The organism is Ruegeria sp. AA6, from assembly GCF_056542865.1.
In genome coordinates, this window is the sequence record NZ_JBQGAN010000002.1 from 211,976 (window position 1) to 236,965 (window position 24,990).

At 57.3% G+C, this 24,990-nt stretch carries 25 protein-coding genes; 12 read left to right on the plus strand and 13 right to left on the minus strand.

From position 1 onward, the window contains the following. Positions 1-215: 215 nt before the first annotated feature. A complete protein-coding gene (locus ACR0LN_RS04025) occupies positions 216-1,061 on the plus strand; it encodes a HalD/BesD family halogenase (RefSeq protein ID WP_480427931.1) in 846 nt (281 codons plus the stop codon). A gap of 45 nt (positions 1,062-1,106) precedes the next feature. Beyond that, a complete protein-coding gene (locus ACR0LN_RS04030; protein WP_480427932.1) occupies positions 1,107-1,490 on the plus strand; it encodes a bleomycin resistance protein in 384 nt (127 codons plus the stop codon). Positions 1,491-1,569: 79 nt separating this feature from the next. Here the strand turns inward: ACR0LN_RS04030 and ACR0LN_RS04035 are convergent, their stop codons facing one another. Together ACR0LN_RS04035 and ACR0LN_RS04040 are read right to left on the minus strand one after the other, a co-directional pair. Further along, entirely contained in the window at positions 1,570-2,208 is a 639-nt protein-coding gene (locus ACR0LN_RS04035) for a response regulator transcription factor (RefSeq protein ID WP_480427934.1), read from the minus strand. Continuing rightward, positions 2,205-3,638 (minus strand): cache domain-containing protein, encoded by a 1,434-nt coding sequence (locus ACR0LN_RS04040; RefSeq protein ID WP_480427935.1) that lies wholly within the window; start codon positions 3,636-3,638, stop codon positions 2,205-2,207. Before ACR0LN_RS04040 ends, ACR0LN_RS04035 begins: the two co-directional genes overlap by 4 nt. Positions 3,639-3,872: 234 nt before the next feature. Between ACR0LN_RS04040 and ACR0LN_RS04045 the strand changes: the two genes are divergently transcribed. From ACR0LN_RS04045 to ACR0LN_RS04055, 3 genes are all read left to right on the plus strand, one after another. Next, entirely contained in the window at positions 3,873-4,958 is a 1,086-nt protein-coding gene (locus tag ACR0LN_RS04045; RefSeq protein WP_480428357.1) for a TRAP transporter substrate-binding protein, read from the plus strand. Positions 4,959-5,079: 121 nt separating this feature from the next. Further along, the gene (locus tag ACR0LN_RS04050; protein WP_480427936.1) at positions 5,080-6,015 is read left to right on the plus strand and encodes a TRAP transporter small permease subunit; all 936 of its coding nucleotides are present in this window, start codon (positions 5,080-5,082) and stop codon (positions 6,013-6,015) included. Positions 6,016-6,032: 17 nt separating this feature from the next. Further along, positions 6,033-8,387, plus strand: coding sequence for a TRAP transporter large permease (locus tag ACR0LN_RS04055; protein WP_480427937.1), 2,355 nt, complete (start codon positions 6,033-6,035; stop codon positions 8,385-8,387). A 133-nt stretch (positions 8,388-8,520) separates the two neighbouring features. Here the strand turns inward: ACR0LN_RS04055 and ACR0LN_RS04060 are convergent, their stop codons facing one another. From ACR0LN_RS04060 to ACR0LN_RS04075, 4 genes are all read right to left on the minus strand, one after another. Continuing rightward, positions 8,521-8,910: a VOC family protein gene (locus ACR0LN_RS04060; protein WP_480427939.1), complete on the minus strand. Its 390-nt coding sequence runs from the start codon at positions 8,908-8,910 to the stop codon at positions 8,521-8,523. A gap of 6 nt (positions 8,911-8,916) precedes the next feature. Continuing rightward, entirely contained in the window at positions 8,917-9,741 is an 825-nt protein-coding gene (locus tag ACR0LN_RS04065) for an arginyltransferase (protein WP_480427940.1), read from the minus strand. 78 nt (positions 9,742-9,819) lie between these two features. Further along, positions 9,820-10,251, minus strand: coding sequence for an RDD family protein (locus ACR0LN_RS04070; RefSeq protein WP_480427942.1), 432 nt, complete (start codon positions 10,249-10,251; stop codon positions 9,820-9,822). Positions 10,252-10,317: 66 nt separating this feature from the next. Then, positions 10,318-10,740 (minus strand): DUF2852 domain-containing protein, encoded by a 423-nt coding sequence (locus ACR0LN_RS04075; protein WP_480427943.1) that lies wholly within the window; start codon positions 10,738-10,740, stop codon positions 10,318-10,320. A 152-nt stretch (positions 10,741-10,892) separates the two neighbouring features. Here ACR0LN_RS04075 and ACR0LN_RS04080 point away from each other — a divergent pair, with 152 nt between their 5' ends. From ACR0LN_RS04080 to ACR0LN_RS04100, 5 genes are read left to right on the plus strand one after another with little or no spacing between them, the layout of a single operon-like run. Continuing rightward, positions 10,893-11,282, plus strand: coding sequence for a DUF4440 domain-containing protein (locus ACR0LN_RS04080; RefSeq protein ID WP_480427944.1), 390 nt, complete (start codon positions 10,893-10,895; stop codon positions 11,280-11,282). Continuing rightward, a complete protein-coding gene (locus ACR0LN_RS04085; protein ID WP_480427945.1) occupies positions 11,279-14,068 on the plus strand; it encodes a [protein-PII] uridylyltransferase family protein in 2,790 nt (929 codons plus the stop codon). Before ACR0LN_RS04080 ends, ACR0LN_RS04085 begins: the two co-directional genes overlap by 4 nt. After that, complete coding sequence (locus tag ACR0LN_RS04090; RefSeq protein ID WP_480427946.1) at positions 14,055-14,327, plus strand: hypothetical protein; 273 nt, start codon at positions 14,055-14,057, stop codon at positions 14,325-14,327. Before ACR0LN_RS04085 ends, ACR0LN_RS04090 begins: the two co-directional genes overlap by 14 nt. A 38-nt stretch (positions 14,328-14,365) precedes the next feature. Then, positions 14,366-15,568 carry an RSP_2647 family RNA methyltransferase gene (locus ACR0LN_RS04095; protein ID WP_480427947.1) on the plus strand — a complete coding sequence of 401 codons (1,203 nt, stop codon included), beginning with the start codon at positions 14,366-14,368 and terminating at the stop codon, positions 15,566-15,568. Continuing rightward, complete coding sequence (locus ACR0LN_RS04100; protein WP_480427948.1) at positions 15,565-16,107, plus strand: RSP_2648 family PIN domain-containing protein; 543 nt, start codon at positions 15,565-15,567, stop codon at positions 16,105-16,107. Before ACR0LN_RS04095 ends, ACR0LN_RS04100 begins: the two co-directional genes overlap by 4 nt. A gap of 69 nt (positions 16,108-16,176) precedes the next feature. On the opposite strand, the gene ACR0LN_RS04105 is transcribed toward ACR0LN_RS04100, so the two are convergent. The 7 genes from ACR0LN_RS04105 to ACR0LN_RS04135 form a co-directional block, all read right to left on the minus strand. Continuing rightward, positions 16,177-16,866 carry a M48 family metallopeptidase gene (locus ACR0LN_RS04105; protein ID WP_480427949.1) on the minus strand — a complete coding sequence of 230 codons (690 nt, stop codon included), beginning with the start codon at positions 16,864-16,866 and terminating at the stop codon, positions 16,177-16,179. Positions 16,867-16,962: 96 nt separating this feature from the next. After that, entirely contained in the window at positions 16,963-18,669 is a 1,707-nt protein-coding gene (locus ACR0LN_RS04110) for a hypothetical protein (protein ID WP_480427950.1), read from the minus strand. 169 nt (positions 18,670-18,838) lie between these two features. Next, a complete protein-coding gene (locus tag ACR0LN_RS04115) occupies positions 18,839-20,023 on the minus strand; it encodes a vWA domain-containing protein (protein ID WP_480427951.1) in 1,185 nt (394 codons plus the stop codon). Between the two features lie 3 nt (positions 20,024-20,026). Continuing rightward, a complete protein-coding gene (locus tag ACR0LN_RS04120) occupies positions 20,027-20,197 on the minus strand; it encodes a hypothetical protein (protein ID WP_480427952.1) in 171 nt (56 codons plus the stop codon). Between the two features lie 3 nt (positions 20,198-20,200). Continuing rightward, the gene (locus tag ACR0LN_RS04125; RefSeq protein WP_480427953.1) at positions 20,201-21,565 is read right to left on the minus strand and encodes a DUF2927 domain-containing protein; all 1,365 of its coding nucleotides are present in this window, start codon (positions 21,563-21,565) and stop codon (positions 20,201-20,203) included. Beyond that, positions 21,562-22,011 carry an N-acetyltransferase family protein gene (locus tag ACR0LN_RS04130; RefSeq protein ID WP_480427954.1) on the minus strand — a complete coding sequence of 150 codons (450 nt, stop codon included), beginning with the start codon at positions 22,009-22,011 and terminating at the stop codon, positions 21,562-21,564. Before ACR0LN_RS04130 ends, ACR0LN_RS04125 begins: the two co-directional genes overlap by 4 nt. 117 nt (positions 22,012-22,128) lie before the next feature. Next, positions 22,129-22,974, minus strand: coding sequence for an AAA family ATPase (locus tag ACR0LN_RS04135; RefSeq protein WP_480427955.1), 846 nt, complete (start codon positions 22,972-22,974; stop codon positions 22,129-22,131). 370 nt (positions 22,975-23,344) lie between these two features. Between ACR0LN_RS04135 and dksA the strand changes: the two genes are divergently transcribed. Both dksA and ACR0LN_RS04145 read left to right on the plus strand, forming a co-directional pair. Next, positions 23,345-23,767 (plus strand): RNA polymerase-binding protein DksA, encoded by a 423-nt coding sequence (dksA, locus tag ACR0LN_RS04140; protein WP_039531267.1) that lies wholly within the window; start codon positions 23,345-23,347, stop codon positions 23,765-23,767. Between the two features lie 77 nt (positions 23,768-23,844). Continuing rightward, complete coding sequence (locus tag ACR0LN_RS04145) at positions 23,845-24,990, plus strand: FAD-dependent monooxygenase (protein WP_480427956.1); 1,146 nt, start codon at positions 23,845-23,847, stop codon at positions 24,988-24,990.

Below are 24,990 nucleotides of genomic sequence, written 5' to 3' on the forward strand. Positions count from 1 at the left end.
TCGCACCAATTTTGTAACTTGAATGACGAATTTTGCGACATTTTATTGCGCAGATTGCCGCAGGTTGGGAATTTCCGCGAATTCCTGCCGTGGCGAAGGGCTTGCACGTGATTTCTTTAGGTCAGAAAGCGTCAACGCAATGTCTAAATTTGACATGAGCGGCCCGGTTCTCTGCGGCAGGCTGATCTTCAGGGAACACTTCAGGGAGGCGCAGTATGCTACAAGACTTGGTTGATCTTGGGCGATATCCGATCGATCGGCCGGGTTCTCGGGCCTATGACCAGATGATTGCCGATTTGCGGCGGGAACTGGATCAGGATGGGTGCGCGGTACTGCCCGGTTTTGTTCATGCGGAGGGATTGGAACTGCTGGTGCGTGAAGCGGACGAGGTCGCCCCCAACGCGCACCGGTCCTTCAATAGAACAAATGCTTATTTCACTAAGGATGACCCGCGCTTTGGGATCGGACATCCGGTCCGCCGTTTTTATGACCGTTCAAACGCCTTTGTCCCCGCGGATAATTTTCCCACCTCCGGGCCGCTGCGCCGTATCTATGAATATGAGTGGTTTATGCCCTTTGTAAGGGATGCGCTGAACGAACCCGAAGACCGGTTTTTTCGCTATGATGATCCATTGGCCGACGTGATCATCAATGTGGTGGAAGAGGGGCAGGGCTTTCCCTGGCATTTCGATACGAACAATTACACCGTCACTTTGGCAATTCAGAACGGTGAGGCCGGGGGCATGTTTGAATACGTGCCGAACCTGCGCACATCAGAGGACGAGAATTTCAAGTCCGTTTCTGCGATTTTGGATGGAAACAGGGCGCGGGTTCGAGAGTTGGAGCTGCAACCGGGTGATCTGCAGATTTTCAAAGGGCGATATTCCCTGCATAGGGTTGCTCCGGTGAAGGGCGAACGTAGCCGGTACGTCGGAATTTTCTCCTTCGTAGAAGCCGAAGGGATGTGTGGCGGCGTCGAGCGCACGCGGCAGCTTTATGGGCGCGTGTTGCCGCATCATCATGAGCGCGAAGGGTTGAGAAAGGATCAGTTGCTGGATTGAGCTGTGGTAGACTGACACCGGATCAATTGATGACCGGAGGCTCTGGTGCCCAAGATTTTGCAGCTTACACCATTTGTTTTATGCTCTTCCTTGCAAAAGCAGATTGATTTCTATTGTGACCGTTTAGGGTTTTCCTGCGGGTTTCGGGAGGGCAATTACGCGTTTCTGTCACTTGGATCAGTGGCCATTCGGCTGTTGGAGTGTCCGCCCAGGGATGACGGTCGCCCGTTAGGGGACAATCAGTCTTTCTACATAGATGTGGATGAGATCGACGCGCTGTTCGAAACTCTGCGCCCGGGTCTTGTGGACCTGCCTGAGGAGCGTGTCAGGCCGCCCTTCGATCAGCCCTATTTGCAGCGCGAGTTCCACGTCATCGACGAAGACGGGACGTTGGTGTTCTTTGGGCAGGACATTCGACCGAAGGGGTAAGGGCTCCCGCCCGTCGTCGATGCGCCTGCGGCGCATCTTCGCCGGTTGGGCCGGGCAGCGCTGCGCGCTGCGGGTGCGCCTAGAAACCGGGGCTGGTGCCCTGTAGGACGCCGTGTTCCAGTGCATAGCGGGTCAGGCCCGCAGTGGATGAAATGCCCAGCTTTCGCTTGATGTTCTTGCGGTGGGTTTCGACCGTGCGAACCGAAATTTCCAACGTCTGCGCGACCTCTTTGTTGGATTTGCCTTGGGCAAGCTCCAGCAGGATGGTTTGCTCGCGCCCGGTCAAAGCTTCGCGAGCACCGCCTTCCTTGGGTTGCAATGATCCGCTGGCCCCCGTGCAGAGGTATTGTTCACCGCGCATCACTGCGTCGATGGCTTGTTTGATCTCGTCGGTGGGGACGTCTTTGAGGACATACCCCTTGGCGCCGTGGCTTAGCGCGGTCGAGATATATTCCGGGCTGTCATGCATCGACAGGATGAGAATGCGCGTGTTTGGCAATCGTTCCAGAATGATCTCGGTGGCGCTGAGCCCGCCCAGGCCGGGCATGTTCAGATCCATCAGGATGACGTCGGGGGCGAGGGCGCTGACCTGATCGACAGCCTCTTGCCCGGTTCCGAGTGTTCCGACCACATCGATCTCATCATAGCTTTCGAGGATCGATTGTATCCCTTCGGCCACCATCGGGTGGTCATCGACAATGAGAACTCGGATGGTCATGTGCCGGCCTTTCGGTTCTGACTTGCGTCCTCCTGCGGCGGGAGCAGGTGGCTCAGCGGCAGGGTGACTTCGATGACGGTTCCGCCATGCGGGCTGCGTGATGACAGAATGCGCAGGGACCCGTCAAGCTGTTCGATACGTTCCTGCATGTTGCGCAACCCGATTCCGGTGCTGACGCCGTCCGTCTCGCGGGGCAGGCCGCGGCCATTGTCGGTGATGCGCATGGTCGCGCCCTTTTTGTGGCCGCGCAGGTCTATTGTAACACGCGTCGCGTCTGCGTGGCGCTCGATATTCGTCAGGGCCTCTTGCGCGATACGGTACAGAGCGATTTTGGCGTCCTGGTCCAGCCGGTTACGGAAAACGACGGTTGAGAATTCAGTTTCGATCCCGGTGCGTTCGCTGAAATCGTCGGTCAGAGCCTTGACCGCCGGGCCAAGGCCCAGATCGTCCAACACGCCGGGGCGCAGATCGCGGCTGATGCGGCGGACTTCGGTAATGGCGGTGCCCAGATTGTCGATACCTTTGTTCAGGGGATCTTGGGCACCGTCATCATCGCCGCGTTCAAGACGGCGCCGGGCATTGTCCAACGCATAGCGCACACCAACGAGAATCTGGCTGATCCCATCGTGCAATTCGCGTGCGACGCGACCGCGCTCTTCCTCTTGGGTATCCAGAACCCGTTGGGTGAGTTCCTTCAGCTTGGCGTCCGCCAGACGCCGCTCACGGAAATTCAGGACCATGCCCGAAGCAAAAACGATCAAGACCGCTGCAAGGGTGATCCCACCGATATAGTAGAATGTCCGGCGTACGCGGGCTTCAACTTCGGCCCGAGCAGCAGCGATCGAGGCAACGACGTCGTCGATGAAAACCCCGGTGCCCACCGCCCACTGCCAGCTTGGGAAACTTGTGACATAAGAGATCATCTGTGCCTCTTCCCCTGTCGAGGGTTTGGGCCACAGATAAGTGTGATACCCTGCGCCTTGACGCGCGATCCTGATCAACTCGTCCACGACTGGCGTGCCCTCGCTGTCGGTCAAGCCGCTCCAGTTCTTGTTGATGAACTCGGTCTGGCGTGGGCTGACCAGATTTGTACCGTCATAGTCGTAGACAAAAAAGAACCCGTCATCGCCGTAGATCATCGCCGACAATATCTGCGCGACCTGATCCTTGGCGTTCTGATCATCGGGTTGGGCGGAGCCGTAGACAAAATAGAAGCCATTACGCGCCTGTGTGACGTAGTTCCGCAACTCGGCTTTCTTGGCTTCGATCAGCTGTGCCTCAAGTTGGTCAATCTCGCGCTCGGCCAGTTTGCGGGATTGATGCGCGACGAGAATTGCAATTGCAGCCACGGCCACGATCAGCGGCAACGTCGCCAGCAGAGACAACTTCTGCGCATAGTTTGGTCGAAAGGCGTTGCGGAATCTCCCCATGCTATCTGCGATAGGCAAATTTCACGAAAAATGCAAAGTCCAGCCGGGTGGGGTGGGGTGCGCAAAGGTCAGAGCAGGTCAATTTCGCGGTAAATCCAATGGTTTGGGCGCAATATTGGGCCTTTCTACGTAGTAGTAGGTATTTTCATCAATGAATGCGGCGATATGATCCACGCCATCGACAACGATCAACTGCCCCAAGAGGCAGATCACGACTTTGGGAGGACTGACTTGATGGATCGTCGTTCATTTTTGAAAACCACCGCACTGGGAAGCACCGCTGCCGCTGCGACAACACTGGCGGCTCCGGCTTATGCGCAGGGCAAGCGGACCCTGACCATGGTGACATCCTGGCCGCGCGGCTTCGCCGTTCTGGATGACGCTGCCAGCTATATGGAGCAGATGGTCGGCGAGATGTCCGACGGTCAGCTGACCATCGAAAAGAAAGCACCGGGCGAACTGGTGGGCGCGCTGGAAGTATTCGACGCCGTGTCGTCGGGGCAGGCCGACATGTATCACTCGGCGGACTATTACTTTATCGGTCAGCACCCGGGTTATGCCTACTTCACTGCCGTGCCCTTTGGTGGCACCGCGCAGGAACTGACCAACTGGTACTATTTCGGCGGCGGCGAAGAGCTGCACGATGAACTGGGTCAGATCTTCAATCTCAAGGGCCTGCTGGCTGGTAACTCGGGCTCGCAGTCTGGTGGCTGGTTCCGGAATGAGATCAACTCGGCCGCAGACTTCAACGGTCTGAAGTTCCGTATGCCTGGTCTGGGCGGCAAGGTGCTGGGTAAACTGGGCGCATCGGTTCAGAACATTCCGGGCGGCGAACTGTATCAGGCGCTGTCTTCGGGTGCGCTGGACGGACTGGAGTGGGTTGGCCCGATGGCTGACGAACGCGCGGGTTTCCAAGAGGTTGCCAAGGTCTATTACACTGCGGGCTTCCACGAGCCGGGCTCGGGTCTAGCCGCGTCGGTCAACTTGGATGTTTGGAACGAGCTAACGCCAGCTCAACAGGCGATCATGCGTTATGCGTCGATGGCAACGACTCACTATCAGCTGGCCGAAACACTGGCCAACAACGGTGCGGCGCTGGCGCGTCTGCAGTCCCAAGGCGTCAAAACGCTGCAATTCTCGGACGATGTCTGGGATGCGTTCGGCAAAGCCTCGGCTGAGGTCATGGACGAGAATATGGGTGACGAACTGTTCGCCAAAATCCGTGGTTCGTTCGAAGACTCGCTGGCCACGTCGGCGTCGTGGATCAACAAGTCGGACGGCTACTATGTCCAGCAGCGTGTTCGCGTTCTGGGCGGCTGAGTAAGCCCTTGAAATCTCTGAGGTCTCACGCAAGTGAGGCCTCTTTTCAATACAAATTCTCTGAATCCTGTAGCCCCTGCTAAGGTAGAGGCGACAGATATTCAGCTGAGTGAGGGACATCATGGACGACAGCAGCTCGGTTGGTTTGACCGACGCTCTTGCCGCAGTGGGCGGCGGGATTGTCTGGGTTCTGCAAAATGTGGCGCAAGCCTTCTACAATATTGGCTATGCGGTGACCCATCCCAGCCTTTGGCTGGACTGGTCTGACAAAGAAGCTGTCATGCGCTTCGTCTACTACGGCGGATCGGTTGAGTTCTTCTTTGCAGTTTTTGCGATTTTTCTTGTCATCACGATCATCGGAATGGTCCGCACCAACTTCATGTGGGGTTGTGTGCGGGGGCTGGAGGGGTTCACCAACACTCTGGGCCGTTTCTTTGCCTGGGCCGGTCTTCTGATGGTGTTGCAACAGATCATCATCGTGATCATGCAACGGATTTTTACCCGACCTGACATTGTGATCGCCTTTGGTATCCCATTGCAGTACGACATCAGCTGGTATGCTGAAATGTTGAAGTTTTACAACGCTTTGGTTGTGTCACTTTGTGTAGGTTATACCTTTGTGCAGGGCGGGCATGTACGGGTCGATTTGTTTTATGCCCCGGCACGGTTCCGCACCAAGAAGGTGATCGACATGCTGGGCTCGGTATTCTTCATGATGCCCTTGGCGGTGATGGTCTGGATGTATGGCTGGTACTTCATGTGGCGGCACCTGATCGTGCCGAAACCCTCGGCCAGTGACACATTGGATCGTCTTTTGCTGAAGTCGAAAGCGATGCGTTGGAATGTCGAAACCATCGGCTTCAGCCCCAACGGATTCACCGCGTATTTCCTGTTCAAGATCATGTTGGTGGCCTTTGCCGGGCTCGTGTTCCTGCAGGCGATCGCATTCCTGTACCGGTCGTATCTGGAATACGTGGAAGGGCCAGAGAGTGAAGGAAAGTACCTCGACAAGGACAGCCTTGGTGAGGGTGAAGAAGCCTACGAAGGCGCGCATTAAGGACGGAGACCCAGACAATGCTATTCGGACTTGATGGCGTCGAAATAGGCCTCATTATCGTATTCTTCTGCCTTTTCGGAGGCATCCTTTCCGGGTTTCCGGTGGCCTTTGCCATCGGTGGCGCCGGTATCATTTCCTTTGGGATCATCGCAGCGTTAGACAGCGCTGGGTTGCTGATCCATCAGGCGGTGGACACAGGCACTCAAGCTTATCGGGACCTTGTGAATTCTGGCGTCAAGCCGGAAACGATATCTGTGTTCCGATACCCGGAATTACCAACCTATGGCGAACCGGTCTTCCCATCAGGCTGGGAAACTGCGTTGGACCGCAACGTTTCCTTTATCGTGAACCGTATCAACGAGCGGGTTCTGGCTGGTCAATCTATCGAAACCCTGCTGGCCGTTTTGATGTTCGTTCTGATGGGTATCACGTTAGAGCGTTCGAAAATCGCGAATGACCTGCTGACCACAATGGCGCGTGTCTTTGGTCCGTTGCCGGGTGGTTTGGCTGTTTCGATCGTTGTTGTGGGCGCGTTTCTGGCGGCCTCCACCGGGATTGTGGGCGCGACCGTTGTAACGATGGGCCTGCTGGCGTTGCCAACCATGCTGCGGAACAATTACTCACCAGAATTGGCGACCGGTGTGATCGCGGCCTCAGGTACGCTGGGGCAGATCATCCCGCCCTCTATCGTGATCGTTCTTCTGGGCACGTTGGCCGGAGACCTGTATTCGACCGCTCAGGAAACCCGTGCGGTTGAGGCCGGGTGTACCGATGCGCTGACCTATCTGGGTGAGCCTGCGGTCGTCTCGGTGGGGACGCTGTTTCAGGCGGCGCTGTTGCCAGGGATTATGTTGGCCTTGCTCTATGCGCTTTATGCCTTTGGCTATGCGCTGATGAATCCCGAGAAGGCCCCTGCGGTGGAACTGGGCGGCGGTGGCGGTGAACCGATCACTCGCGGCGAAGGTCTGACGTGGTTGTTGGGTGCGCCGGTTGCTCTGATCGTTGGTGCATTTTTGCTTGGCAGCGCGGGCGTAATCGGAAACCAGAACATCACCGTTTCGGCGTTTTCGGATATCGGCGAAGGGGCTTCGCTGCGTACCAATGTGTCGGAAGAGTGCAAGGCATCGATGATCGAGCTGCACGGTCAACCCGCCTGGGATCAGGCCGTGGCCGAGCAGCAAGCGCTGGACGAAGCCGGTGGTGTCGGTCAGGCTGTGCGTCTGACCGAGGAAGAACTGGCCGCCGCACACGAGGCCAAGATCGCTGCCGCTGCGCCCATTGGAACCGGCGTTGCGGTGATTGTTGTCCTGTTGGGACTGACTTTGCTGATGGGACGCGGTATCGCTCCTTCGAAATCGACGCAACCGTTGATCCTTGGGGCCATTGGTTTGCTGCTGATGTTGCTGGTTGATCTTGTCGTAATATCTCCGACAACATCGTCCGGGGCGACCTTCCTGATCTTGGCGATACCTTTTGCGCTGGCCATCTACGGGTGCAAATTCGCGGCCGAGCGCTGCGCCACCAACGATCTGATCCGCGTGGTCTTCCCGCCACTGGTTTTGATCATCGCGGTGCTGGGCTCGATTCTGGGCGGTATCACCAACCCGACTCCAGCGGCGGCGTTAGGGGCGGGCGGTGCGATCATGCTGGCGGCTTATCGCAAGCTGCAGGATCAGGGGCGCTCGGGCAAGGTCATCATCTGGTCGACCTTTGCCATCATCATTTGCATGCTGATGGGGATCAATTTCGACCTGCGGATCAATCAGGGTGATGTCTCGGTTGAAAGCTGGATCGCCTTCCTTTTTGCTTATGCGGCCTATCTCTATGCGCTGTTCGGGCTGATCTATGCCTGCTGGGTGTTGTTCTCGAGCGGGGTTCTGACGCCCGTGGTGCGTGAGACAGCCAAGGTGACCTCGATGGTGTTCACCATTCTGATCGGATCGCAGCTGCTGAACCTGGTGGTGATTTCGTTCGGGGGCGAGCACTATATCCAGCAGTTCCTGCGCAGCTTTGACAACGAGTTCACGGTCTTCCTGATCGTGATGCTGGTGCTGTTCATTCTGGGCTTCGTGCTGGATTTCCTTGAGATCATCTACATCGTGATCCCCATCGTGGGGCCGGTGATCTATGGGGGGTCGTTCGATCCGAAATGGGTTACGATCATGGTGGCGGTGAACCTGCAGACCTCGTTCCTGACGCCTCCGTTCGGATTTGCGCTGTTCTATTTGCGGGGGGTCGCGCCGAAAGAGGTGACGACAGGTCATATCTATCGCGGGATTATACCCTTCGTGATCATTCAGGTTGTGGGGATTGCGATCCTGTGGTCCTTCCCGTCAATCGTGACAATTGTGCCGGATCTGATACCGAAGTGATTGTACAGTGCGATCCAAAGAAAAAGGGGGCCGGTTGGCCCCCTTTGCTTTATTGGTTGTAGAAAGGGGCCAGCCCCTTCTTGGCCGTTGGCCAATTCAACCCCGAGATATTTCGGGCCAGATGAAGATCGGATCAGGTGAACTGGATCAGATCCCAGCGATTACCGAACGGGTCACGCCAAACGGCAACGGACCCGTAGGGTTCATGGCGCGGAACTTCCTCGAATTCTACACCCGCTTCCAGCATCGCGGCGTGATCGCGTTTGAAATCATCGGTTTGCAGGAAGAAGCTGACGCGACCTCCGGATTGGTTGCCGACGGCGGCGATCTGATCCGGCCCGATGGCTTGAGCCAGCAGTAAGGAGCCGCCCTCTGATCCCGGAGGGGTTACCAGCACCCAGCGTTTGCCATCGCCCAGATCCATGTCCTGACTCAGCGTGAAGTTCAGGGTTTGGGTATAGAATGCGATAGCGGCATCGTAGTCCGGCACCACAAGGGTGACCGCATGCAGGGTTTGACGCATTGTCGGTTAGCCTTTGGTCGGATGGCGATCTGGCAGTTGGATGCTGGCCACCTGTTCGGCAATCGGTGCCGTGGAAAGGGGATGATGATTGCCGTCCGTCAAAGCGGAAGGGTTTTTGATGCGTTTCCAGTCGCCCTGAATATAGGCTTCGAGCCCCGAAAACCGTGCTTTGTAACCCATCTTGGGGCTGCCTGGCACCCAATAGCCCAAGTAAACGTAGGGCAGTCCAGCCTCGCGTGCGATGTCGATGTGATCGAGGATCATATATGTCCCCAGAGAGCTTTGCGGCTGTTCCGGGTCATAGAATGAGTAGACCATGCTGAGCCCATCATCCAGAACATCAGTCAGGCTGACGGCAATCAAATTGCCGGTGTCAGGGTCGGCATATTCCACCACGCGACTGCGGATCGGAGTTTCTTCAATCATCGCAGCGAATTCGAACACGTCCATGTCTGCCATACCGCCATCTGCGTGGCGGGTATCCAAATAACGGCGGAACAGATCGTATTGCTCATCTGTTGCCCAGGGTGAATTCGCCCGGCGTTGTAGGTAGGCGTTCCGTTTGGTGGCGCGTTTCTGGCTTTTGCTGGGCCGAAAGGCCGACACGTCTATACGTGCCGACAAACAGGCAGCGCAATCGGTGCATGAAGGGCGGTAGAGCACATTCTGGGATCGGCGAAACCCCTGTTGGGAAAGCGAGTTGTTCAACTGATCCGCACCTTCGCCCTGCAAGGCCGTGAACAACTTACGCTCCATCCTGCCCTCGAGGTAAGGGCAGGGTTGGGGAGCCGTCACATAGAATTGCGGCGCGATTGGCAGCGTGTGTCGCATGTAGGTTCCGTGTTTCCTGAGCAGGGATGATAACAACGGTTCCCCAAGCCGCCAAGTGATTCACGCTGCTGATTTTTCTCACGCCCGTTGGGTGATCATCACCGTTCCAAGGAACGAGTCCGTCAGCCCCTGACAGCGGGCACTGGTCAGCATCATGATGACTGAGATGAGCTGAACAACGAAAAAGGTCATGCTGATGAAATATCCGGCGGTGTGGGCGGCGGCTTTGCCCATATCCATACGAGACCCGAATGCGTCCCGCAGTTCGATGCCCATGAAACGCATGCCTAAAGTTGCCGAGCCGTTTGAGATTGTGACGACCCGATAGATGAAACTGACGACACCATAAATCAGGGGTAAAAAGAATACCCCTGCGCCGAGTGTTAGTAAAACCGGTACAATGCACAGCAGCGAAATGAAGGCGATATCAAAGAGCCACGCGACAAAGCGTTTGGTCGCCACCGACTGGTAGAACTCGGGCTGGCTGTCGGGATCGGGCAGGTTATTCATATTATAATGTCCGGATATTGATTGGAAATCACCCTGTCCCGATTGGCGGAACAGGGCAAGTCTTGATCAGGCGCGTTCGCCGTTTTCAACCTCGTCGTGGTTTTCACGAGCGCGTTCGTCCATGAACTGGTCAAATTCTGCTTTGTCCTTTGCATCGCGTAGGCGGCGCAAGAAGGCTTCGAAGTCTTTTTGTTCACGCTCCAGCCGTGCCAGTGTGTCCGCCTTATAGGCATCAAATGCGCTGTTGCCCGAGGGCTTCATGGTGCTCATGTGACTTTGCCAGGATTTGCGGCGGCTGCAGGATTTGCTGAACATGCGTTTGCTCCAGATCATGTAGGCCAGAAGGGCCAGGCCCACGGGCCAGAAGAAGATGAAACCAAGGACCATGGCGGCGATCCAGGCCCCTTTGCCCTTGTCATCCATCCAGGCTTCGGCACGATAGAGCCATCCCGGGTTTTCAGGGACGGCGTGGTCGGACAGTGCGGTCATTTGGTGTCTCCGGGGTTGATGTAAATCGTTTTCACATTGAATAGATGGGAAGTGTATTGCAGGTTGCAAGAGGGGGATGTGAAAAAGATTTACATTGGGTGTATCAGCCAAGCTTGGTTGACGTCACTCGGGGAACCAAGCAATTTGCAAAAATGTCTGTCACAGAACGAAAAACCGCCCCATCGCTTGCCGAAATTCTGGATTTGGAAAAACAGGTCTGGTCCGCACTGGTTGAAGGTGATCCTCAAGCAGACCGTGCGTTGTTGAGCGCAGATTTTCTGGGGGTCTACACCACTGGCTTTGCCAACCGGGATGATCATGTTGGGCAATTTGCGGATGCTCCGACGATGGCACGTTACGAGCTGAGCGAAACGCAGTTGCGCATTCTAACTCCTGACATAGTGCTGCTGTCCTATCGTGCCGACTATCAGCGACCTGGGAATGAGACGTGGGAGGCTATGTTGATCTCGTCCCTGTGGGAGCGACGCCATGGCGTCTGGGTCAACAGTTTCAGCCAGGACACCCCGCTGGAGGTGCAATGACTGACTCGCTTGCCATCCATCGCGTTCCACGTGCCTTTGACAAATCGCTGGGAAGCGAGGTGCTGAATGGGCTATCGGACCTAACCGCCGAGCAGAGGGAATTGGTCGCCGGTACGGCGGGATCCAGCCCTTACCTTAAAGGTCTGATCGAGCGTGAATGCGCGTGGTTGCCGCAGGCTCTGCACCAGCCCGAGCAGGCACTGGCCGATGTGATGACCGAAGCGCGCATGTTGCCACCGGATCAGCTGAAGCCCGGGTTGCGTCAGGCCAAGCGGCGCATGGCTTTGCTGACGGCTCTGGCTGATCTGGCCGGGGCGTGGCCGTTGGAAAAGGTGACAGCTGAACTGACTGATTTCGGTGCTTTGGCTGCGGATGTTGCAGCCAAGACCGAGATCGCGGCGCTGATCCGGCGTGGCAAACTGCCGGGGATGACCGAGGGCGACGTGGAAACCGCTGCCGGGATGATCATTCTGGCGATGGGTAAGATGGGGGCGCATGAGCTGAACTACAGTTCAGATATCGACCTGATCGTGCTGTTTGATGAAACCCGCTTTGACCCCGATGATTTTTACGACGCCCGGCAGGGAATGGTTCGGGCAACGCGCAATTTCTGCGCCACGCTGAGCGACAAGACCGCTGATGGCTATGTCTTCCGCACGGATTTGCGTCTGCGACCCGATCCGGCGGTGACTCCCGTCTGCATGGCGACAGAGGCGGCCGAGCGTTATTATGAAAGCCTTGGCCGCACGTGGGAGAGGGCGGCCTATATCAAAGCCCGCCCCTGTGCGGGCGACTTGGAGGCTGGGCAGCGGTTTTTGGACACGTTGCGCCCCTTTGTCTGGCGTCGACATTTGGACTTTGCCGCCATTCAGGACGCTCATGACATGCGCCTTCGCATTCGCGAAAATAAGGGCACCGGTGGTGCGTTGACGATTCCCGGGCATGACATGAAGCTCGGGCAGGGCGGTATCCGCGAGATCGAGTTTTTCACTCAGACCCGCCAGTTGATTGCGGGCGGGCGCGATCCTGATCTGCGTGTACGCGGCACTGTGCCGGGTTTGGCCGCGTTGGCCGGAAAAGACTGGATACCACAGGACGTGGCAGTGAAACTGACCGACCACTACCGTGCCCATCGTGAGGTCGAACACCGCATCCAGATGGTGCACGACGCGCAAACGCACAAAGTTCCTCAGTCTCCAGACGGGATCGAACGGGTCGCTTGTCTGATGGGGATCGACAGTGCCGAACTCACTGCCAAACTGACCCACCGCCTGACCGAGGTGCATGAGTTGACCGAGGGGTTCTTTGCGCCTGGGTCTTCCACCCCGATTCCGGCCAAAGAGGTCGACTTTGACAAGAGCGTTCTGGCCCGCTGGCCGACCTATCCGGCCCTGCGGTCGCAGCGGGGCGCGCGGATATTTGAACGTCTCAAGCCCGAACTTCTCTCGCGCCTTTCGAAAACCGCGAAACCAGACGAGGCGCTTTTGGCGCTGGATGGGTTCCTGTCTGGCTTGCCCGCCGGAGTGCAGCTATTTTCTCTGTTCGAAGCCAACCCACATCTGATCGACCTGCTGGTGGACATTGTGGGCACCTCTCACGCTTTGGCGGCGCATCTCTCGCGCAATGCTTCAGTGTTTGATGCAGTAATTGGAGGTAGTTTTTTCACCGAATGGCCGGGCCAAGCCGCTTTGCAGGCGGAACTGGAGCGGGCGCTTGAGCAAGAGGCGGATTACGAAACCCAACTCGATTTCGCGCGCCGTTGGTGCAAGGAATGGCACTTTCGGATCGGCGTGCATCATTTGCGGGGCTTGATCGACGGAACCCAGGCGGGGCAGCAATATGCGGAACTGGCGAGTGCGGTCATCGCGGCCATCCTGCCCTGTGTGACCCAGCAATTCGCAAAGAAACATGGGCCTGCGCCCGGTCGGGGCGCAGCCGTGCTAGGCATGGGCTCGATTGGCGCAAGGCGGATCAATTCCCAGTCCGATCTGGATATGATCGTGATCTATGATCCGCTGGATCAGGATATGTCCGATGGTCCGCGCCCTCTGGCGACGCGCACCTACTATGCACGGTTCACGCAGGCGCTGATCACAGCGCTGTCCGCGCCGATGTCGCAGGGGCGGTTGTACGAGGTTGATATGCGCCTGCGCCCCTCGGGCAACCAAGGTCCGGTGGCGACCAGCTTGGCCAGCTTCACCAACTACCAGCAGAACGAAGCCTGGGTGTGGGAGCATCTGGCCCTTACCCGCGCCCGAGTCGTCGCAGGAGACCCAAGTCTGGCGCGGGATATCGAAATCTTCCGTGCCGATTTTCTGTCGCAGCCCGAAGACCGTCAGAAAGTTCTGAGAGAAGTGGCTGAAATGCGGGCCCGTTTGGCGGCGGCCAAGTCTCCGGCGGGGATATGGGATGCCAAGAACGGCGCGGGCCGGATGATGGATATCGAGCTGATGGCTGAAACCGGGGCGCTGTTGTCCGGCGTCACGCATCGTGACGTGTCTTCGGGGCTGGATGGCGCTGTCGCTGCCGACTTACTTGACGTCGCTCAGGCGCAAACATTGAAAGACTGCTACGATCTATGCTGGTCGGTGCAATGCGCAGCCCGGTTGCTGTCTGGTAAAGTTATTGAGGCGGACAAGATCGGCGAAGGCGGTGCGGCATTCCTGTGCCGCGCCACCGGATTCGAACAGGTCGAACAGCTTCAGGCCGCATTACAGGAACGATACACCGCCGCGGCCGAGATCATCGGTCGCGTCATCGGGGAGGGCAAAGATGCCGCGCAATGACGACCCAAATGATCACAAGGGCCTGATCCGCGAGGCTTATCGGATCGAGGGCATATCGCTGCCCGAGTGTCGCAGCATCTTTCTGGATTGGGCTCTCAGCCTGCCTGCTGACCGCGATCAAACGCAGGCTCTGACTGATTTGCACGCGCTATATGCCGCGCAAGAGGCCGATCATCCGATGACACAAGTGCTGGCCGAAGGGTTGCAAGCGGCGCAGGCCCCTAAACGGCGCGGCGGCTGGCGTTCCCGGCCCCGCTAGGGCTTTCCCCCCGGCGCGTTCGCCTCTAAGAGGGCGTCATGACCCAAGCCTCCGACCGTCCCCGTATCCGCCTGAAACCCAAAGCCAACGCGCGCGGCTTGCGCCACGGTTTCCCTTGGGTCTACGCCAATGACATTGTCACCGACCGGCGTACCCGCAAAATTCCGGCTGGGGCGCTTGCAGTGCTTGAGGATGAAAAGCGCTCGCCCATCGCATTGGTGGCGGTAAATCCCGAGTCCAAAATTATGTGCCGCGTGCTGGATCGCGACCTTGACGCCGACCTGAACGCCACGTGGTTCGAAACTCGCCTGCGCCGCGCACTCCGGATGCGCGAACGGCTGTTTGACGCCCCCTACTACCGCCTGATCCATGCCGAGGCTGATGGCTTTCCCGGCGTGATCATCGACCGGTTCGGAGACGCCTGCGTAATCCAACCCAACGCCGCCTGGGCCGAGGCGCATCTGGAAACACTGACCGAGGCTTTGGTCGCCGTCACGGGGGTGACAACCGTTCTGAAAAACGCATCGGGCCGGACACGTGGCCTTGAGGGGCTGGACGACGTGAACCAAACGCTCCGCGGCGCCGCCCCTGACGCGCCGCTGCCGGTACCAATGAACGGCGCGACCTATATGGCCGACCTGAAAGGAGGCCAGAAAACCGGCCTGTTCTATGACCAACGCCCAAACCACGCCTTTGCCGCACGATTGGTGCATCCGGGCGCGCAAGTGTTGGACGTATTCAGCCACGTAGGTGGGTTCGGTCTTGCCATGCTGGCTGGTGGGGCCGGGCAGGCGCTTGCCGTGGATGGTTCCGCCGCTGCTTTGGAACTGGCCGCACAGGGCGCTGAGGCGTCCGGCTTTTTCGACCGCTTCCAAACCCGACAGGGCGATGCCTTCGAAGTGCTGACCCAACTGGGTGAAGAGGGTGCGCAATTTGATGTGGTCATTTGCGACCCGCCCGCCTTTGCGCCATCGAAACAGGCCCTGGACGCTGGCCTGCGCGCTTATGAGCGGATCGCCCGGCTGGCAGCACCTCTGGTTAAGCCAGGTGGGTATCTGGGTTTGTGCTCGTGCTCTCACGCGGCCGATCTTGGCCGCTTCCGTGACGCTTCCTCCCGGGGGATTGGCCGGGCAGGGCGGCAGGCGCAACTGATCCACACCGGGTTCGCAGGTCCCGACCACCCGCAACTTCCGCAACTGGCCGAAAGCGGATACCTCAAAGCCGTGTTCTACCGGCTGTGAAGGCGGTTCTGGATACCTGTGTCATCTATCCCACGGTGATGCGTGAGATGTTGCTGGGTGCGGCCAAAATCGGTCATTTCACCCCCATTTGGTCCGCCCGTATCCTCGAAGAATGGGCCCGCGCCGCTCGCAAATTGGGTCCGGAAGGGGAAGCTCAAGCCCGTGCTGAAATTGCTCTGACACAAGCGCATTGGCCAAAAGCTGAACGTCCGGCCAATCCGGGGCTCGAACAGCGCCTCTGGCTGCCTGACAGCGCAGATATCCACGTTCTTGCAACTGCTGTGGCGGCCTCGGCTGATATTGTCGTCACCGTCAACGCAAAAGATTTTCCAAAGAACATCCTGTTGGAAGAAGGTCTCGACCGCCGCGACCCCGATAGCTTTTTGCACAGTTTCTGGCAAACCGACCCCGAGGGCATGATCGACTTAGCCAATCGCGTTTTGGCAGAGGCCAACCGACTGTCCGGCCACCAATGGACATTGCGCGCGCTGATGAAAAAAGCCCGCTTGCCAAGGCTAGGCAAAGCCCTCACCGCCTAAACAGGATCTAACTTCATCTGGCTAAAAATACCTCGGGGAGCGCGAGGGGCTGGCCCCTCGCTTTCAGACCTATCCGCCAGCGCCCCAACGCCGTTCAAGCGCCTCCAGCGCCGCGATCCGCTCATCTGTTTTGGGGTGACTCATCAACCACGCGGGCACAACACCAGCGCGCTGCTGCGTCAGGTCTTCCAGTTTGTGAAACAACGATTTCTGCGGCCCGATTCCAATTCCAGCTTTGGTCAACAGGGCAGCTGCGTACTCATCTGCCTCATACTCATCCCCCCGCGACAGGCGCGAGGCCAGAAGGTGGGTCAACATATTGGCAATCCATGCGCCGATGAAGGGAATGAACCGGTTTAGCAGCATCATCAACGCGGCCCGCATCGCATTCTGGCCGGAAAAATCTATCATCCGCCGCCGCGCATGCCCCAGCGCCACATGCCCCAACTCATGCGCGATGACGCTAGCCATTTCCTCGGCCGAGACCTCTCCGCTTCGGAATTTGCGGTAAAATCCACGGGTAATAAATATCCGACCGTCTGGTGCGGCCAACCCGTTCACCGGATCAATCTCATAGATATAAACTGGCACCCGATCGATCTCGAGCGCGGCAGCCAATCGGTCGGTCATGCGCTTGAGTGCCGGGTCCGCCAGTTCGGTTGATTTGGCATCCAGTTCGCGATGCGTGCGCCAGACGGAAATCCGATACATTACAAACGCATATGCTATGGCCAAAAGGATTGGTGTAAGTCGGAGCATGGTTAAGATATGGGCAACGCCGAACCTTGAAGCAAGCCGCAATTGCTTAGCCCTTCCAATTTGCCGCTCGGGAAAGGATTGCACCGTCTGCAACAATCAGTTTGCTGCTGAAGAAAGTTCCAATACCTTCATTAGTTCGGCTAGTGCTTCTGGCGTTAAAACTGCACCTTTCGACGCATCAAAAAACGCATGTTCGGCTTGCTTCTGTGCGACTGCCGTATCAACTCGAAGAGATTTTACGTCTGCACGCAGATCATCGCGGGCTTCTTCGTATATCGTCGCTGCGCGTAGTTCTTTCTCCAAATTGCTGAGTTTTTCGTCATAATTCGGATCGCCTGGATCAAGGTCGGTGATGTCATCCGCGATCTCGTCGCTGCTGCGCCCATCATATCGTTCGTTCAAGTCACGCAGGTCGCGACGGGCATCGTACAGGTCGGATCGCAAGTCATAGTACTCATTCGCTGCAGCTTGGTACGTTGCAATCTTGCCAACGTTGCTATTTGGGGCTGCATTCCTGAACGCCGGAGCGGCGGCCTTGGCGGCGTTAAGATTTCTCAGTTTCGCCGAACCGTTGGGATCGGTAATAGCCGCTGCAAGTGGGTCCACATAGTAGCGTTTCCCTCGTGTCTTTATGCTGGAAGCGGCATCTTCGTAACGAAGCCGAAAATCGGTTTCGGTCGGTTGGTACATTCGATCCTGGGAGTATTGGTGATAACTTGGGCCGTAACCTACTGGCTGTATAGACACCTTGTCATAGTGACGATCTTTCGGCTGCGGCAAGCCCAGGTTGGAATGAAAATCGCCAAGTGAATCTCGGGTTAAAGTCCGCCCTTTGGAGGCATCGAAGAAAGCGGCTTCTGCGTCGTACAGAGCATCCCCGGTTTCAGCTTTAAGATCCCGAATGTCCTCGCGTAAACCGTCGCGGGCTTCTTCATAGGTTTCTGCGTCTTGAAGCTCTTTTTCCAGATCACCCAGCTTTTCGTCATAATCCGGGTCATTCGGATCAAGGTTGTCGATATCATCCGCGATCTCGGCGCTGCTGCGCCCAACATAACTTTTGTTCAGGTCACGAAGGTCGCGTCGGGCATCATTCAGATCAGACCGCAAACCGTAGTATTCGTTTGCTGCCGCCTGGTACGTCGCGATTTTACCAACGTTGCTGTTCGGCGATGCATTCCGGAACGCCGGAGCGGCCGCATTGGACGCGTTCAGATTGCGCAACTTGTCTGAGCCGGACGGATCGGTAATCGCCGCAACAAGCGGGTCACGGTAATAGTGCTTTGACTGTTTCTTTTTATCGTATGAGCCGTAACGTTTGGCACTGCGCGTCACCGGGCGAGGCGAATGTTCGATCGGAGCTATGGAAGCTTTCGAGTAGGTCTTCTTGGGTCCCTTTGTCGAATTTCGTTTGGACTTCGTGTTCGAACGCTTGCCAAACAGGTGTTCTACATCGCGTTTGAATTCGCGCCCAACATCGGACAAGGAAAACCTCTGCATCTTTCCTTTATTGGTTTTTCCCGCTTTAGATACGCGCGTCTTACTGTTTTTCTGTTTTAGGTTTCGTTTGTTTCCAATCTTCGCCGCCTTGTTCTTGTCTGGTCCAGTTCCCTTGCCGGCTTTACTGTTGCCGCCACCCTTGCTGTTACCTTTACCTTTGCCGTTCCCATTTCCTTTACCGTTGTTACTTTTAGCAAAAGCCTCGTCAGGAGTTAGGACAAAAGTGACAGCCGCCGCAGATGTAAAAACAAGAGATGCGGACGTCACGGCGGAAATCAGAAATGCGCGCAGATTGAATTTGGTCATTTGAGCCCCCCAGCCACAACCAGATCCAAATGTACCACAAAAATCGGATGGAGGGATGTTTTCCTTAAATTGTTTCGCTGGTGGCAATAAGGGGGCGGCAGTTCCGGGGTTTTTCGAGTTTTGTTTCGCGCGCGGACACAATGAGCGCTAAAGACTGGCCAAAACCGTACTAGCGTGTCAGCTCTCGCATGCCCTGTTCCAACCCGGCCAACGTCATTGGCACCATCCGGTCCTCGAAAATCTCTTGAATCATACCGATCGAGTGGGTGTATCCCCAGTATTTCTCGGGCACTGGATTAATCCATAGGCTCGAAGGCCATTGATCCCGCGCACGCTGCAGCCAAACTTGACCGGCCTCTTGGTTCCAATGTTCGTTTGCGCCACCGGGATAGGCAATTTCGTAGGGGCTCATTGATGCGTCACCCACGAAGATGCATTTGTAGTCCGAGCCATAAGTGCGCAACACTTCGTGGGTCGGTGTCTGCTGATCCCAGCGGCGGCGATTGTCGCGCCAGACGCCTTCGTACAGACAATTATGGAAGTAGTAGTATTCCAGATGCTTGAACTCGGTCCGGGCCGCCGAGAATAACTCTTCTACCACTTTGATATGCGGGTCCATTGAACCGCCGACATCCAGAAACAGCAGCACCTTGACCGCGTTGTGCCGTTCAGGCCGGGTCTTGACGTCGAGATAGCCATGCTCGGCTGTTGCGCGGATTGTGCCGTCCAGATCCAGTTCCTCAGCCGCACCTTCACGCGCCCATCGGCGCAGGCGTTTCAGGGCGACCTTGATGTTCCGTGTGCCCAGTTCGACAGTGTCGTCTAAGTTCTTGAATTCGCGCTTGTCCCAAACTTTGACCGCGCGCTGATGGCGGCTTTCCTTCTGGCCGATCCGAACGCCTTCGGGGTTGTAGCCATAAGCTCCAAACGGCGACGTTCCAGCGGTGCCGATCCACTTGTTGCCGCCTTGATGTCGGCCCTGTTGTTCGGCCAGCCGCTCGCGCAGCGTCTCCATCAGCTTGTCGAATCCGCCGAGGGCTTCGATCTCGGCCTTTTCTTCGTCCGTAAGGTGTTTCTCGGCCATTTTGGCCAGCCAGTCGCCGGGGATATCAACTGCTTCAAGGACCTGATCAAAGCTGATTTCTTCCAGCCCTTCGAAACTGGCAGCAAAGGCACGGTCGAACTTGTCTATGTTGCGTTCGTCTTTCACCATCGAGACACGGGCTAGGTAATAAAACGCCTCGACGTCATAGGTGGCGAGACCCTTTTTCATGCCCTCAAGAAAGGTCAGGTATTCACGCAAGGAAACGGGAATGCCAGCCTTTCGAAGGTTTTCGAAAAAGGGAAGGAACATGAGTTACACCACGAACCGGACAAGGATCAGCGACAGCACCAGACCGATCAGAGCAAAACCAATGCCGTAACCTGCCGCATACTGGGCCATATCAGCGCCGCTGCCGTTGCGTTTGCGTGCTGTTAACGCCCCAAGGATTGCCCCCAGTATAGCCATTCCCAAAACTACGACCATGCGTTACCCGCCTCTGTTATTCCGGGGCGCTTCAGCGACGTCCTGCATCAGCGATCGCACCACCGTTTCCGAGCCGAACCCGTAGCGCGCCCAACCCAGGCTGTCCAGCCTGACGGAGCGTGCCTCAGCGGTCCGACCTGCCTGATTGAGTGCCTCGGATTTCAACAGTAGCAAAGTCGCCAGTTGAGAAGCGTTTTCCGCTCGGGTCATCACGTTTATTGCCCGGTCCAATTCCGGCAGGATGTCCGGGCCTTTGCCCTGCGCCAATGCGTAAGAGGCCGTTTGTGTGGTGATATATGCCTGATGGACTTCGGTGCCAGGTGCGGCCCGTAAGAACTGAAGGGCTATCTGATAGTTGTGCAAGGCATCTTGCGGGTTGTCGAACTGCTCCATGCGCCCCATCAGGTAGTAGGGATAAGCGCGGCGGTGGTCGGTCCAGCCTTGTTCCTGTCCGATTTGCGCAGCCCTACGCGCAGCCCTTTGGCGGCGTTGCGTGCCCAGCTGTGGGCGCAGTGATTTTTGAATCGCAATGATCCACTCGCGCGGTGTCTCTGATTTCGGTTGTACGGGCAGTTTGTTCCCGCGGGGGTTCAGGCGACTGAGGATGCCGGGCAGGGCGGCTTCTACCTGTTCGCGTGTCATGCCGCTGCGCAGTTCGGGCGAATAGGTCGTGCGCAGGATCAACATATCGAAACCGGTCAGAACGGTGTGGATGTTGTCATCGTTGAACACCGAATCCGGCAGGTGGTACAGGTCATTGAGAGGGCCCAATGCCTGTGCGATTTCTTCATGCAGGCAGTCCCGCTTTTCCTGTGGGCTGACGTCATACGGAATGAAAATCCCCAGCCGCTCGCGGCTGCGTAGCCTGCTCCAACTGCTTTTCTGTTTGCGTCGGTCGCGGCGGTATTCTTCGAAACTGGAAGAGTTCGGCACCACGAAACAGGCTGCGTTTGGCAGTATTCCGTGAATCTGAGCCTGACTGACGGCCTCGATCGTAATGTTGGCGGAGCCGTCGGAAATCTGGCGAATGTCGATCCTTGCCTCACGGCGCAGACGGTTCAGCAACCGGGTAAGGTCGCGGTGCATTGACGGCGTGGGTGAACCGGTCAGGCGTACAGTGATTGGTTCATCGAACCGCGTGAACACCGGAAGTTGTGCGCCCCCCTCCAAAGCGAAATGAAGTGACACAAAATCCGCTGCGATATTTGCATTCGACCGGGCCGGAGGAGCCGGGGCGGCACGGGTGAACGCCTTAACCGGAGGCAGTGTTTCTTCGATGGCTTTCACACGGGTTGGCACCTCGGTCGGTTCAACCGTCGCGCAGCCTGCCAGTGCCATGCCAGCCAAAAGTGCAGCCAACCGCATCATGGGCGTTGATACCGAATGAACGGCGTCTGCTTGCCGATGCGGTCATAAAGTTTGCGGGCGGTGTGGTTGAAATCCTGTGTCAGCCAGTAGACAGAGGGCGCGCCTTGACGGTCGGCCTCGTCATACACGGCCTCAATCAGCGCACGCCCGACACCAGTGCCGCGCGCTTCGGGGCGGGCAAAGAGGTCCTGCAAATAGCAGACCGACTCGATCTTCCATGCGTGGCGGTGAAACAGATAGTGCGTCAGACCAACGAGCCGCCCATCCTGTTCCGCAACAAAGCATGAAAAGTCGTTGGGATCGTTACCGAGCAACCGCTCAAAGGTGCTGGCATAGGTCTCATCCGGCACCTCGGTCTCATAAAATGCCAGATAAGCACGCCACATGTCGGCCCATTCAGCGCGGTCTTCGGTTCGCAGTGCGCGAATTGTCAAAGTTTCAGCCAATCACATTGTCCCATTCGTTCGCGTCGAAGCCAGCCCGGTTCACCCATGCGGCCACCCTGCGATGCTGACATCCGGCCCCTATCAAGGCAAGCAGCGATCACCGGATGTTCAACAAACTCAACGTTGGCCGCGGGCCATAAAGGCAAGCCGCTCGAACAGATGAACGTCCTGCTCGTTCTTCAACAGCGCGCCGTGCAGCTTGGGCAGGGCATTGGTGCCCTCGCGTTTCAGATCCTCTGCTGTCAAATCCTCAGCCAGCAATAGTTTCAGCCAATCCAGCACTTCCGAGGTCGAGGGCTTCTTCTTCAAACCCTGTGTTTCGCGGATTTCGTAGAACTGGGTCAGGGCGGTCGTCAGCAGAGCATCTTTGATGCCGGGGTGATGAACCTCGACGATCCGGCGCATGGTAGCTTCATCTGGAAAGCGGATGTAATGAAAGAAACAACGGCGCAGAAACGCGTCGGGCAGTTCCTTTTCATTATTCGAAGTGATGATGACGATAGGGCGGTGCTTGGCCTGGATCGTTTCGCCCGTCTCGTAGACGTGAAACTCCATCTTATCAAGCTCTTGCAGCAGATCGTTGGGGAACTCGATATCGGCTTTGTCGATCTCGTCGATCAACAGCACGACTTTCTCGTCTGCTTCAAAAGCCTGCCACAGCTTGCCCTTGCGAATGTAGTTGGAAACGTCATGCACACGCTCTTCGCCCAACTGGCTGTCGCGCAATCGGCTGACTGCGTCATACTCATACAGGCCCTGCTGCGCGCGCGTGGTGGACTTAACATTCCACTCGATCATTCTTAGGTCCAACGCACCGGCAACTTGCTTGGCCAGCTCAGTTTTGCCTGTGCCGGGTTCACCCTTGACCAACAAGGGGCGTTCAAGCGTCACGGCAGCATTCACCGCAATAGTAAGGTCGTCGGTTGCAACGTATTCTGCGGTGCCCTGGAAACGTGCGGTCATCTGCCCCTCATGTGGTTTCACGCGAACTGTGGTGTTCGGGTTACAGAGAGGCGATGATTTTGACAAGCACGCCGCCGCGTCGCGCGGCGGGATTTTTGCAATGAGTCCAATCTCTTTTGGGTGATTCGAACCCATCATGGTGCCGTTTCGGTTGTGGCACGCCCAAGTTCTGCCCTGTATTTTCCACAGAAAAACAACGTTTTGTTGTTATATGTCTCATATTTAGACAAGTCAGAAACGTAACGTGTCAACTCGACGTTTGTGTAGTGACATTCGCACGCGCGTCGGTTACACGCTCCGCAGAAGGGGGAGCCAAATGTCAGGTGAAACAACAGCAACCGACGTTTCTGGCCATACCGAGGGAGCAAAGATGAAGCAGGAAGTTTTTCTGCCGGAAGACTATCGCCCGGCTGAAGATGAGCCTTTCATGAATGACCGTCAGCTTGAGTATTTTCGTCGCAAGCTGCTGGATTGGAAGAATGAACTTTTGGCGGGCAGCCGCGACACGATCGAAGGGCTGCAGGACAACACCCGTAACATTCCGGACGTTGCAGACCGCGCAAGCGAGGAAACCGATCGCGCGCTAGAGCTGCGCACCCGCGACCGTCAGCGCAAGCTGGTGGCCAAGATCGACTCGGCCCTGCGCCGCATCGACGAGGGTGAGTACGGCTATTGCGAGATGACCGGTGATCCGATTTCGCTGAAGCGTCTGGATGCGCGTCCAATCGCGACCATGACGCTTGAGGCGCAAGAGCGCCACGAGCGCCGCGAGAAGGTACACCGCGACGATTGATCGCTGTGAAAATCGGGAAAACACAAACGCCGGGGCCTGTTGCCTCGGCGTTTTTGCGTTAAGCCGGTGCCATGAATATGGAAGGTCTGAAATTCAGTGTCGTTGGCGGTGGTGTCGGAGGGTTGGCGGCTGCTCTGGCGTTGAGGCAACGTGGGGCGCATGTCACGGTTTTCGAGCAGGCCTCGGCCTTAACCGGAGTCGGCGCGGGATTGCAGATCAGCGCCAACGGGATTGCGGTTCTGCGGGCGCTGAACGTTGTCGGCGCGGTGCCCGAAGACGGACAACTGTCGCATGGCACAGTTCTGCGGGATTGTCGCAAGGGCCGTGTTATCAGCCGAATTCCCCCGCCGAGTGCTGGACCGACCTATTATTATCACCGCGCCGATCTTCTGGAACTGTTGCATCGGGCAGCCGTTGAGGCCGGGGTTGATATCCGTCTTGGTGCGCGCGTTGCACAGGTTCTAAAACACTCGGCGGAAGCCGAAGTGGTCCTCGACAATGGTGAGCGCGTGCGTTCCGAATGCGCAATCGCAGCTGACGGGGGGCGCAGCGATATCCGCCCGATCCTGAATGGCGCTGAGTCCCCTCAGTTTACCCATCAGATCGCCTGGCGCGCGACCATCCCTTGGTCAAAACACGATCAGACGCCGTGTGCATCATTAACCATGGGCCCGGGTAGGCATGTCGTCACCTATCCGCTGCGCGACCAGCGCCTGATGAACGTGGTTGCGATAGAAGAACGATCCGACTGGCAAGAAGAAGGCTGGCGCCTGCGCGGTAATCCGGACGACCTGCGCGCGCGATTTTCCGATTTCGGTGGGCCGGTGCGCGAAATCCTGTCTGATGTAAATGAAGTCAACCTCTGGGCCTTGTTCCTGCGCCCCGTTGCGCAAACCTGGCAGAACGGGCGTCTGGCGCTGCTGGGAGACGCCGCCCACCCGACGCTCCCTTTCATGGCGCAAGGAGCTTGTCTTGCACTTGAGGACGCCTGGGTGCTGGCGCAATCTTTTAAAGACCAGCCGGGTGTTGCACAGGCTCTTGCCGCCTATGAAACCCGCCGCCGCCTCAGAGCAACGCGGGTGGTGGCTGCTGCCGGTGCAAACGCGCGCAACTTCCATCTGCGGGGCCCGATGCGGCTCGCCGCGCAGGCGGCTCTGATGGCAATTGGCCCGCGCCTTTCTAAGAAATACGAGTGGATTTACGCTTACGACGCGACCGCGTGA